Origin of the sequence: Bradyrhizobium sp. AZCC 2262 (assembly GCF_036924535.1) — a bacterium.
In the GTDB taxonomy this organism is placed as follows: domain Bacteria; phylum Pseudomonadota; class Alphaproteobacteria; order Rhizobiales; family Xanthobacteraceae; genus Bradyrhizobium.
The window spans coordinates 928465-940681 of the sequence record NZ_JAZHRT010000001.1; the positions used below are offsets into that span (position 1 = coordinate 928465).

A 12217-nucleotide genomic window follows, 5' to 3' on the forward strand; every position below is an offset into this window, starting at 1 on the left:
CATCCGTCATTTCGGGCCGACGCGGACAGCCGGCGGCAGCGATGCCGGCAACTGGCCGGCGCCCTGCAGCGCGGCCTGCATGGCAACGATGTAGCCGTAGGGGCCGAGGCCCGCGATCACGCCCTTCACCGCGGCCGAAAGCTTCGAGTGCCGGTGCAGCTCGTCGCGGGCGTGGATGTTGGAGATGTGCACCTCGTAGATCGGGCCATCAAAAATCTTCATGGCGTCGTAGATCGCAATCGAGGTGAAGGAGTAGGCGGCGGGATTGATGATGAGGGCGTCCGCCGACGTGCGCGCGGACTGGATCAGGTCGACCAGCTCGCCCTCGTGGTTGGACTGGTGAAACGCCAGTTGCGTGCCGGTGAAGGCAGCAAACTCCTCGCAGGAGGCCTTGATGGCGTCGAGCGTGGTCGAGCCGTAGATGTGCGGCTCGCGGATGCCGAGCATGTTCAGGTTCGGGCCATTGAGGATCATGATGCGCATAAAATGCCTTTCACGGGGTGATGCCGGTGCAGTGTAGCCGATTGCGGCAACATGTCAGCCGCTGAACCATTTCGCCGGCACGGTGACGATTGCCGGAAACAGGATCATCAGGAGCAGCACGATCAGTTGGGCGATCATGAAAGGCCAGACGCCCTTGATGATGTCTTCCATGCTGATGCGCGACACGCCGCAGACGACGTTGAGGACGACGCCGACGGGTGGGGTGATGAGACCGATCGCGTTGTTGATGATGAAGAGCACGCCGAAATAGACCGGGTCGATGCCGGCCTGCTTGACGATCGGCATCAGGATCGGGGTGAGGATCAGGATGGTCGGCGCCATGTCGAGCGCGGTGCCGACGATGACGACCAGCACCATGATCGCCAGCATCAGCAGGGTCTGGTTGCCCATGAAGGGACGGACGAGATCGACCACTTGCGTGGCGATTTCCGACACCGTGATCAGCCAGGACGACACCAGCGCCGCCGCGACCAGGAACATGACGATGCTGGTGCTGAGCGCGGCCGAGACGAAGACTTCATAGAGGTCGCCGATCTTGAGCTCGCGGTAGATGCAGGTCGCCACGAACAGCGCGTAGACGGCGACGACGACGGCGGCCTCGGTCGGCGTGAACACGCCGAAACGCAGGCCAACGATGATGATCGCGGGCAGCATCAAGGCCCAGAATCCGTCGATAAAGGTCCAGACGATTTCGCGGAGCGATTTGCGCGGCGGGCTTTCGACGTTCTCCCGGCGCGCGACCCACCACCAGGAAAAACACAGTCCGACGCCGAGCATGAGGCCAGGGAAGATTCCGGCGAGGAACAGTTTCGAGATCGAGACGCCGCCGGCCACGCCGAACAGCACGAAGCCGATGCTGGGCGGGATGACGGGCGCGATGATGCCGCCGGCGGCGACGAGGCCCGCCGCATACATCTTCCGGTGGCCGGCCGCGACCATCATGGGAACGAGCAGCGCCGCCAGCGCCGCCGCGTCCGCCGCCGCCGAACCCGACAACGAAGCCAGCACGCAGGAGGCGAGGATGGTGACGTAGCCGAGGCCGCCCCGGATATGGCCGACCAGCGCCAGCGCGACGTCGACGATCCGCTTGGCCAGTCCGCCGCGGTTCATGACCTCGCCGGCCAGCATGAAGAACGGGACGGCCATCAGGGGAAAACTGTCGGCGCCGTTGATGATGTTCTGGGCGACGATCTGGGAGTCGAAAATGTCCAGCGAATGCATCAGCGCGACGCCGCAGACGATCAGCGCGAACGCAATTGGCATCCCCAGCGCCATCGCGCCGAGCAGGGAGAGGGTGAAGACCGCGAGCGTCACGCTTGGCTCCCGCCGTTGGAGGACGATCAGGTGTGGTCATCGCTTTCCTTCACCGAGATCAGGTCCTCCTCGGACGCCGACCCGCTCAACACCCGCACGAGATCGACGAGCAGGATCACGGCCGCCGAGACGCCGAACACGAGCCCGGACGAATAGAAGAACAGTCCCACCGAAATGTTTGACGCGGGCGCGCTGTCGCCAAAGGTCAATACCGCCTGTTTCCAGCTTCCGAGCGTCAGGAGGCCGTTCACGTAGAGCATCAGGACGTAGCTTGCGATGAAGCAGATCTTCTTGCCGAGGGGAGGGAGGGCGCGGACCAGCGTGTCGACGCCGAGATGGGCGTGCTGGCGTAGCGCGACGATAGCGCCGAGGAACGTCAGCCAGACCAAAAGCCAGCGCGACAGCTCTTCCGAGGTCGGAATCCCCGAGTTGAAGAGATAGCGCATCACGACATTGGTGAAGACCAGCACCACCATCGCGGCGAGGCACGCCGCGATCGCTACCTTCAACAGCCGGCAGTAGAGGTCGATCAGCCGCTCGATGGCGCCCATGGAAGTTTTCCCGGCGGCTTACCTGGCGCCACGGATGCGCGCGAGTTCGCTGGTGAAGAGTTTTACGCGGGCCGGGTCATATTCGGCGGAGAACTTGTCGACGACGGGTTTGGTGGCGTCCTGCATGCGGGCGTATTCGGCCGGCGCGATCTCGTTGAACTGCATGCCTTTTGCCTTCAGTTCGCTCAGCGCCTTGTCCGCCGCGAGCTTGGTCTGGTCGCGCTGGTACTCACGCGTCTCGGCAAAACTGTCGCGCAGCATCCTCTGTTCTTCCGGAGACAGGCCGTCCCAGAACTTCTTGCTGACGATGATGATGTTCTGGGTGAAGGTGTGGTTGGTCGCCGAGACGTATTTCTGCACCTCGTAGAACTTGTTCGACAGGATGACGCTGTAGGGATTCTCCTGGCCGTCGACGGTCTTGTTTTCCAGCGCGGTGTACAATTCGCCGAACGCCATAGGCACCGGGTTCGCCTTCAAGGCCTTGAAGGTTTCGAGATAGACCGGGTTCGGGATCACGCGCAGCTTGAGGCCGGCGAAGTCCTCGACCTTCGCGATCGGGCGGCTGCTGTTGGTGGCGTTGCGGAAGCCGAGCCCCCAATAGCCCAGACCGATCAGTTCCTTCTCGGGCAGCAAATCGAGCATGGCCTTTCCGAACGCGCCCTGGGCCAGCGCCTCGGCTTGCTCGAACGTGCCGACGGTGAAGGGGAAGTCGAACAGGCCGAGGTCCTTGACGACGCCGGCGAGCGAAGTCGTCGATGCCGAGAGGATTTCCTGGGTGCCGCCGCGTACCGCCGACTGCTGCTGCATCTCGTTGCCGAGCTGCGAAGCCGGAAACTCGCGGATCTTCAGCTTGCCGCCGCTCTTGGCCGCCAGCACCTCGGCGAATTTCTGCACGCCGAAGCTGACGGGATGGTCGGTGTTGTTGAGGTGGCCCCAGCGGATGTGCGTTCCTGCACCTCGGCGGCAGAAGGTGTTCCCACAAGCGCGCAAAGGCTGACGGCAACGCACAGCAATCCGATCCGCATGGCGGTTTCTCCCTGGTTCGCGATCATTTGGCGTCGCGGCGGGCAAAGATATTCATATGGTGGAATAGATGTAAAAATATAAAATGTATTTCATCATATGAAATGTCTAATATAGTATGATATGAGGCTTGTGAGGAATCGGCCGGCATGGCAAGGCCGCGAGGGCGGCCACGCGCACGGATTTGGCAATGACACTGGTCGAGCGGATTGAAGAGCAGGAAGCAGTCGGCGATGACGGCTATCGCCGCATCCGGACCGATATCGTGTTCGGCCGGCTGCGCCCGGGGCAGAAGCTCAGGCTCGACGGCCTCAAGGAAGACTATGGCGTCAGCGTCTCCACCTTGCGCGAAATCCTCAATCGCCTCGCCGCGGAAGGTTTTGTGCTGGCGGAAGGCCGCCGCGGCTTCGAGGTCACGCCGGTCTCGGTGGAGAACCTGAAGGAGCTTGCGGAGCTTCGCCTGGTTTTGGAGACCCATGCAATGGGCGTGTCGTTTGCCCATGCCGATGTCGAGTGGGAAGGGCGCGTGGTTTCCGCGCACCACAAGCTCGCCTCAACCGACCGGCTGATGGAGAACGGCCTCGGCGAGCTCGAACAGTGGAAGCGCTATGACGGCGAGTTCCATCAGGCGCTGATTTCCAATTGCGGCTCACGAACGCTGATGGAGATGCATGCCTTGGTGTTCGACAAATATTTCCGCTACCAGATGGTCGCCTTCAGCTACCGAGGCAGCGAGCCCGCCGCCCAGCACAAGGCGTTGCTCGAGGCTGCGCTGAAGCGCGACGCCGCGACCGCGACCGAAACGCTGCGCGCGCATTTGAACAATTGCGTGGGACACGCGCTCGCAACCAAGGCGCTGAAGTAGTAACCGGCGCATCATCCCGACGGGTCCGAAGCGCGGGATCGATGGCAAGCTCCCGCGTAATCTGCCGACACCTGTGACGCGAATGGCGGATCACAATTTCGGCAATGCGCCTTGCACGTCGTTTCAAGAAAAGATCTGCAACACCTTGCGGGACCTGAGGTCTCCGGTCTCGGGACGCCGTCGCACGGCACGAACGCGTAAGCTTTGCTGACGCTGTGTCTCGCTTGCAAGCCGAATGACTTGGCGTCACCATGCAAGCGTAGATTGAGCGCACTTTGAAAAATTCATTTTGAAATTGGAGAATAGTCATGGCCATGCAACGATATCGTGCCCAGAAGGGCGCTGAGATTTCCCACGCAGTCGCAGCCGCCCCCGGATACACGATCGATGTGGTTTTCATGGGTGGATTGACGAACAATCAGATGGCGGCTTTCAAGCTCGCGGCAAAGCGGTGGACCACGGCGATCGTCGGCGATTTGCCCGATGTCACCATCGACGGTCAAACGATCAACAACCTCCGCATTACCGCGCAGGGAAGCGAGATAGACGGGCCGGGACAAATTCTCGGTCAGGCGGGGCCGGTCTTCCTGCGTCCGGGTAATGCCGGGGCCGCCGCGTTTCTGCCGGCCACGGGCGAAATGCAATTCGACAGTGCCGACCTCGCCAACATGGAAGCCGATGGCACCCTGAACGATGTCATCACCCATGAGATGGGGCATGTGATCGGCATTGGAACGGTCTGGACCAAAAAGCATTTGTTGAAGGGCGCCACCACGAGCAATCCGACGTTCCAGGGTACCAATGCCATGCGCGAATACGGCGCTCTCCGCAGCTCGGCGACCCCGTTGCCTGTACCTGTGGAAAACACGGGCGGGTCGGGCACGAGGAACTCGCATTGGCGCGACGCGGTTTTCAAGGCCGAATTGATGACCGGCTTCGTCAACGTCGGAGGCAATCCCATGAGCCGGGTAACGATCGCCAGTTTGCAGGATCTGGGGTATCAAGTGAACATGGCGGCCGCGCAGCCGTACCACTTGCCCGATCATCTGCTCATGGCCGAAGCAGGCGTACTTGCCGAACACGCCGCTATGGAGAAGGGCATCGTACTCCCACGGATTCCGATGACGTTGCCCGAGGAAAGCCTCGCACACTAGATGCCCGCGCGCGGGAGTGGCCGGCAATGGAAGGGATGAAGCGACCCGAGGCGACTGTGCTTCCGGACTCGGCGTTGATTCCGTCGAACTGTCAGATATCTCCCGCGCCCAATCAGTTCACGCACGAGGTCACGCGATCGCAGCCATTCTATGCCTCGCGTGGCACTCCCAGCGGGCCACCCGCAGGGCAGTTCGACGCGGGTGCCAAGGTCGTGCTGCTCTATTATGACGGGACGGATCTTTGTCGCGTCGTCGACGGAGCCGGGCGCTACGTCGACACACGCTTTGACGGCTTGCGCAAACTGCAAGCGCAGTAAACGGCGCAACCCCCGCAGGCGCGGAGAAAAGAGGGTCTGCTCACACCACCTTGCGCTGCCGCAGCTCCGCGATCTCGTCCTTGCCGAAGCCGAATTCTGCCAGCACCTCTTCGGTCTGCTCGCCGAACTCCGGCGGGCGCGCGGCCATGCTGCTTGGCGTGCGCGACAGCGTTACCGGCTGGCCGACGAGCTGGATGTGGCGGTTCTCGTCGTTCGGCACGTGTTGCGCGATGCCGAGGTGCTTGACCTGGGCGTCGTCGAACATCTGGTCGATCGAATAGATCGGGCCGCAGGGCACGCCGGCCTCGTTCAATTCCCTGACCCAGGTCTCCGTCGATTTCTTCTCGGTGAGCCTGCCGATCGTTTCGTTCAGCGCGTCGCGGTTCTTCGAGCGCGCCGGCGCGGTGGCGTAATCGGGGTTGGTGACGAGTTCAGGTGCGCCGATCGCCTGCGCGCAGCGTTCCCAAATCCTGCCGCCCGTGGTGGCGATATTGATGTAGCCGTCGGAGGTCTTGAAGACGCCGGTCGGAATCGAGGTCGGATGGTTGTTGCCGGCCTGCTTGGCCACGTCCTTTTCCATCAGCCAGCGCGAGGCCTGGAAATCCAGCATGAAGATCTGCGCCTGCAGCAGCGAGGTCTGCACCCACTGGCCCTCGCCGGAAACGTCCCGCTCCAGCAGCGCGGTGAGGATACCCATGGCACAGAACAGCCCGGCGGTGAGGTCGGCGACGGGGATGCCGACCCGCATCGGGCCCTCGCCGGGCGCACCGGTGATCGACATCAGCCCGCCCATGCCCTGCGCGATCTGATCGAAGCCCGGCCGCTTGTGGTAGGGGCCGTCCTGGCCGAAGCCGGAGATGCTGCCATAGACGATGCGCTGGTTGATCTGGCGCAGGCTCGCATAGTCGATGCCGAGTTTTGCTTTCACGTCGGGGCGAAAATTCTCGACCACGACGTCGGCCCGCTCGGCGAGTCGCTGGAACACTTCCAGGCCCTTGGGGTCCTTCAGGTTCAGCGTCATGGCCCGCTTGTTGCGGTGCAAATTCTGGAAATCCGAGCCCTGGCGCGGGCCGCCCGGCTGCTCGCCGCCGCTGTCTTCCAGCAGCGCGTCGATCTTGATGACGTTGGCGCCCCAATCCGCCAATTGCCGCACACAGGTGGGCCCGGAGCGAACGCGGGTGAGATCGAGCACGGTGAAGCGGGAAAGGGCCTGCGAGGCGCGGGGGAAAGGCATTGAGAAACCTTCTTTTTTTGGATTTTCGCGGTGGGAGGGGGCAGCCCGATCTGACTTAAACAAATCTGGCGCCGAATTCCAACTCCTTGTTCGGGGCCCGGCGAGGGGCGGTCATGGGGCAGGGCGAGGCGTCATTGTTGGATCGGAAGCCTGGCTGCGCGGAACGGCCGAAATCCGGCCCCGAAAATCTACGGACTGGTACTCTCGGATTCCGCTTTTCGTCGTAATGCCGTAAAGCAAGTAACAAGCCCGGCTGGTAAACGAGCGTTAATGGGGCGATTCTAGCCTTCCGGGTGCTCAGCGATTCTCCGCAACCGAAACGACGTGCTGGCGAGTTGATTGATGAAGAAGAATGACCTGCGTTCCGATCAGATCTGGGCCTTACCGTCGCTCGATGCCGGGGAGCCGGGCGTGCCTGCGCATGGAGGGGCGACGGATGTGCTCTTCGTCGACGACGACCCCGACCGGTACCCGCTCGCCGAAGGCGTCGTGGGGTCGATCAGCGTTAGTGCCGGGAAGCCGGTCGCCTCGATCGCAACGCTTGCCGATTATCTCGTCAACGGTTTCTGGCAAGACAGCAGCGCCATCGCCCATCACTGGGCGTCCAACACCGTCACCTACAATATCAGCGCGCTGAACTCAGCAGAGCAATTTCTGGCGCTGTCGGCGATGCAGGCCTGGCACGATGTCGCCAACATCAATTTCGTGCAGACCTCGGGCTCCGCCAACATCACGTTCAGCAACTCCGGCAACATGCAGGCGGTCACCAATGCCGCCTGGTCCGGCTCGGGCGCAATTGCTTGGGCGACAATCACCATCAGCTCCAACTGGATCACCACCGACGGCGGCGCGAACGACGGCAAGACCGGTATCGATAGTTACGGCTACCAGACCTACATCCACGAAATCGGACATGCGCTCGGCCTCGGCCATCAGGGGCCGTACAATGGCAGCGCGTCGTATTCGACCAACGCGATCTACGCCAACGACACCTGGCAATATTCCATCATGTCGTATTTCTCGGAACCCAATTATTCCGGGAGTTCGTACCGCTACGTGGTTACGCCGCAGATGGCGGACATCTACGCCGTCGACTCGATCTACGGAGCGGCGACCTCGACGCGAACCGGCGACACCGTCTATGGCTTCAACAGCAATGCCGGTGCGGTCTTCAGTTTCGGCAATTATACCTCGGCTCCGGCGCTGACCATCTACGACAGCAGCGGCACCGACACGCTCGATTGCTCCGGCTATTCTGCGGCGCAGACCATCGACCTGCACCCGGGCGCCTTTTCCTCGGTAGGGGGCCTTACCAACAACATCGGAATCGCACTCAACGCGACCATCGAGAAAGCCATTGGCGGCAGCGGCAACGATACGCTGATCGCAAGTGACACGGGCTGTACGCTGTCGGGTGGGGGCGGCAACGACACGCTGATCGGCGGCGCCGGAAACGACACGTTGATCGGCGGCTTCGGCATTGACAGTCTGACCGGCGGCGGCAGCGGCGACACGTTCGTGTTCGCCTTGGGTGAGAGTTCGGCCGCCAGCGGTCAGCACGACCGGATTACAGATTTCACTTCCGGCCTGGACCACATCGACCTCAGCGGGATCGACGCGATTGATTCGTCCGCCGCCCAAGAAACTTTCCATTTCATCGGTACGGCGGCTTTCAGTGGCGTCGCTGGTGAGTTGAGCGCGGTATTCAATAGTTCTCTCGGGGTCACCATGCTCGCGGGCGACACCAATGGCGACCGGACCGCCGATTTCATCATTGATCTTGTTGGCAACATCACGCTGGTCGCGGGCGATTTGGTTAATATTTTCGTGCCGCCGCCACAACCCGATCTGTCCGAATACGTTGCGGTGAGCGCCACGACCATCGCGGCTGGCGGCCGTGTCACGATCGACACCTACAACATGAATCTCGGCAACGGCGTGTCCGGTCTGTCGACTGACAGGATCTACATCTCTTCCGATGCTACCATCACCACGTCCGACACGGTGCTTGCGACTTTGACGATCTCGGGCACGCTGGCGACGGTCAGCCAGAACGGCTACTACGACCATCAGACGGTCTCGGTCACGCTTCCCGGCAATCTCGCGCCCGGCACCTATTATATCGGCGGGATCGCCGACTACGGCAACCAGATCAGCGAGAGCAACGAAGGCAACAATACCTATAACGTCGTCCAGGTTACGGTGACGGCGCCGCAACAACCCGATCTGTCCGAATACGTTGCGGTGAGCGCCACGACCATCGCGGCTGGCGGCAATGTCACGATCGACGCCTACGACATGAACCTCGGCAACGGCGTGTCCGGTCTGTCGACCGACAGGGTCTACATTTCTTCCGACGCTGCCATCACCACGTCCGATACGGTGCTTGCGACTTTGACGACGTCGGGCACGCTGGCGACGGTCAGCCAACCCGGTTACTACGACCATCAGACGGTCTCGGTCACGCTTCCCGGCAATCTCGCGGCCGGCACCTATTACATTGGCGGGATCGCCGACTACGGCAACCAGATCGGCGAGAGCAACGAGGGCAACAATACCTATAACGTCGTCCAGGTTACGGTGACGGCACCGCAACGACCCGATCTGTCCGAATACGTTGCGGTGAGCGCCACGACCATGGCGGCTGGCGGCAATGTCACGATCGACGCCTACGACATGAACCTCGGCAACGGCGTGTCCGGTCTGTCGACCGACAGGATCTACATCTCTTCCGATGCTACCATCACCACGTCCGATACGGTGCTTGCGACTTTGACGACGTCGGGCACGCTGGCGACGGTCAGCCAACCCGGTTACTACGACCATCAGACGGTCTCGGTCACGCTTCCCGGCAATCTCGCGGCCGGCACCTATTACATTGGTGGTATCGCCGACTACGGCAACCAGATCGGCGAGAGCAACGAGGGCAACAATACCTATAACGTCGTCCAGGTTACGGTGACGGCGCCGCCGGTTGGGCAAGCTCTATTCGAAAGTAGCAGCAACAAATCTTTTGCTTTTGCCAACGACGCGGGACGTCCAACAGCCGCCGTCGATGGTCATGAGCTCGCTTTGAATGGCTCAGTCCCGGAAGCGGGTCGCGTAATTGCCACGCTCGCGACTAGCTCGCATGCAGGCGACATCGAACCCTACATCCATCAGTCTCATTTGATAGATTTTCACCTCGTGTAGCCGCTACGGCAATCGAAGATGCCGCTTAGGGCCTGCAGATTCCCGGCGCAGGCATTCTCGAATTCAAATGCCACGTCCCGCCCGCGGTGAGTTCGAGATCCCGTACTGTGCGTACCATTCCTTGACGTGCAAGAAGTTCGCTTGACCAAGTGCCGCCGTGACAGTCGGAAACGTGCACAACGTGCTTGATGACCTTGAGCCCTGTGAAATTGGAATGCCGCCAAAAAGTTGAACAATCGGCCACAACTATAATGTGGATCCACAGCGGTACGCGCCGGCCTCCTTATTAAATCGCGATATTTCAATAGTTTAGGGGCGATGCATTGCAGCCCCTCAGAGGCTCCTGTAGACAGGCAACGGTGGGCAAATCACGCACTCAGTCGTCGCCTCGGTCGGCTTTTCGACGAGGCCAGCAGGTGCGCTTTTCCTTGATCTATGTCGCGCCGGGACATTCCGTTGGTCGATCAGACGAGCAAGTCAAGCAATGTGTGGTGGCCTGAAGCTGATATGGCACTGAAAAAAAGCTCCACCGATCTGCTGGGTAATTCTGCCTGGAACGCGGTCGCCTTTGGCGTCGCCGTGGCGCTCAATCTCGTTGTCTTGCCGTTCGTGGTCTTTCGTCTCGGCGTTGCCGCGTTCGGCGTTGCAGGCCTCGTTAGCGCTTGCGTCGCGCCCGCACTGGCATTCAGCAACACGCTGGCATTATCGATGACGCGGGAGCTCGCGGTGCGACTGGAGCCGTCCGAGCGCGACGATGCGCGACGCCTGTTCGCCACCGCAGCGATGTTGGCATTGGCGGCGGGCGGCTCGATCATGATCCTCTTCGCTTTGACCGGGGCACCACTTGCGCGCCTCGGATTTCACCTGAGTGGACGGTCCGCGGAGGATCTCGGGCTTGCATTTGCGCTGGCCGGGGCCGGATGGCTGTGCCAGTGCTTGTCCGCGGTTTTCCTGGCCTTGTTCACGGCGCGCCAGGACTATCGAAGAGTTGCTTCGATCAGCATCATCAGTACCGTGGTTGCAACAGGCTCGATGCTGCTGCTCATTCCGCGCTGGCCACAGGCCTCGACGTTTCTCGGCTGTCAGGCGCTGGGCTTTGCGACGAGCCTGCTTCTGGCCTTCGGATGGTCCCGGCGCGTCGTAGGCGATTGGATGGCGCCCCCGGCGATCGATCGCGGCGCGCTTGGTCATCTGGTCAAGCTGGGTGGCTGGCAACTGGCCGCCCAGGGCGGTGCGCTCATTGCGGCACAGGCAGATCGCTATTTGCTCGGAGCTTTGCTGCAGCCGCAGTTCGTCGGCTTTTACACGATTGCGCAGCGGCTGGAAGAAGCCGTGTATATCGGCGTCCTGAAGGTCGGCGAAATCCTCTTCCCGTTCTTCAGCGCGCTGCAAAAAGAGACTGACGATCGCAAGGCCGATCTGTTGTTCCGCTCTTCCTGGATCCTCAACGTGCTCGCCGCGAGTGCGCTTGGCGGCCTGATACCCGTCGCGGGCCCGTTGCTTCATCTGTGGACCGGCGCCGAAGTGGCTGCCGAAGCCCAGCGCGTGTTGGTTGTATTGTCGATCGCTGGAATACTTGGCTCGAGCTCAAACGTGTTTGCTTTCTATCTTCTGGCCCAAGGGCGATCGAGTTCGAACGCCTTGATCACGCTGCTCACTGGCGCGTTCACACTGGCGACCAGCGTGATCGCCTTGCCCTATCTCGGATGGCAGGCGGCGGGATGGAGCGCCTGCATCGGCATGATCGCTCAAATGGTCACCGTCGTGATCCTGCTACGCCGGCATTTCAACCTCGCGGGCATGTGGTCGCGCCTGATCCACTTTGTGCTGATGCCAATTGGCGTCAGCATCGCAACCGCGCTGGCGTTACGATATGGCTTCCGCAGCGCGCAACTCGACCAGGCGCTCGGCTGGTGGTACGTGGGGGGCCTCTTTGTGCTGGCGGCCGGCGTCATCTTTGCGGTTGCGGTCGCGGCTTCGTTGGCCGGTCCATACGGCGCGGCTTGCTGGCGGGATCTCCGTGTCATCGCCGGTCGCTTCCTGCCCCTCAAGGCGATCTAACG

The 12217-nt window shown here is 61.7% G+C and carries 10 protein-coding genes; 5 read left to right on the top strand and 5 right to left on the bottom strand.

The features are described from left to right. Positions 1 to 6: 6 nt before the first annotated feature. The 4 genes from V1283_RS04225 to V1283_RS04240 are packed head-to-tail and all read right to left on the bottom strand — an operon-like array spanning position 7 to position 3359. Complete coding sequence (locus tag V1283_RS04225) at positions 7 to 483, bottom strand: type II 3-dehydroquinate dehydratase (protein WP_334385188.1); 477 nt, start codon at positions 481 to 483, stop codon at positions 7 to 9. Between the two features lie 54 nt (positions 484 to 537). Further along, positions 538 to 1818, bottom strand: a complete 1281-nt coding sequence (locus V1283_RS04230) for a TRAP transporter large permease subunit (RefSeq protein ID WP_334385189.1) — start codon at positions 1816 to 1818, stop codon at positions 538 to 540. Positions 1819 to 1844: 26 nt separating this feature from the next. Further along, complete coding sequence (locus tag V1283_RS04235; protein WP_442895842.1) at positions 1845 to 2360, bottom strand: TRAP transporter small permease; 516 nt, start codon at positions 2358 to 2360, stop codon at positions 1845 to 1847. Between the two features lie 27 nt (positions 2361 to 2387). Then, entirely contained in the window at positions 2388 to 3359 is a 972-nt protein-coding gene (locus V1283_RS04240) for a TRAP transporter substrate-binding protein (RefSeq protein ID WP_334385191.1), read from the bottom strand. 223 nt (positions 3360 to 3582) lie between these two features. Between V1283_RS04240 and V1283_RS04245 the strand changes: the two genes are divergently transcribed. From V1283_RS04245 to V1283_RS04255, 3 genes are all read left to right on the top strand, one after another. Continuing rightward, positions 3583 to 4257, top strand: a complete 675-nt coding sequence (locus V1283_RS04245; protein WP_334385192.1) for a GntR family transcriptional regulator — start codon at positions 3583 to 3585, stop codon at positions 4255 to 4257. 308 nt (positions 4258 to 4565) lie between these two features. Next, positions 4566 to 5411, top strand: a complete 846-nt coding sequence (locus V1283_RS04250; RefSeq protein WP_334385193.1) for a leishmanolysin-related zinc metalloendopeptidase — start codon at positions 4566 to 4568, stop codon at positions 5409 to 5411. A gap of 26 nt (positions 5412 to 5437) precedes the next feature. After that, positions 5438 to 5728 carry a hypothetical protein gene (locus V1283_RS04255; protein WP_334385194.1) on the top strand — a complete coding sequence of 97 codons (291 nt, stop codon included), beginning with the start codon at positions 5438 to 5440 and terminating at the stop codon, positions 5726 to 5728. A gap of 40 nt (positions 5729 to 5768) precedes the next feature. Here the strand turns inward: V1283_RS04255 and V1283_RS04260 are convergent, their stop codons facing one another. After that, a complete protein-coding gene (locus V1283_RS04260; protein ID WP_334385195.1) occupies positions 5769 to 6962 on the bottom strand; it encodes a CaiB/BaiF CoA transferase family protein in 1194 nt (397 codons plus the stop codon). 342 nt (positions 6963 to 7304) lie between these two features. Here V1283_RS04260 and V1283_RS04265 point away from each other — a divergent pair, with 342 nt between their 5' ends. Further along, positions 7305 to 10154 carry a M10 family metallopeptidase C-terminal domain-containing protein gene (locus tag V1283_RS04265; RefSeq protein ID WP_334385196.1) on the top strand — a complete coding sequence of 950 codons (2850 nt, stop codon included), beginning with the start codon at positions 7305 to 7307 and terminating at the stop codon, positions 10152 to 10154. A gap of 507 nt (positions 10155 to 10661) precedes the next feature. Beyond that, entirely contained in the window at positions 10662 to 12215 is a 1554-nt protein-coding gene (locus V1283_RS04270; RefSeq protein ID WP_334385197.1) for a lipopolysaccharide biosynthesis protein, read from the top strand. The last annotated feature ends 2 nt before the right edge of the window (positions 12216 to 12217 follow it).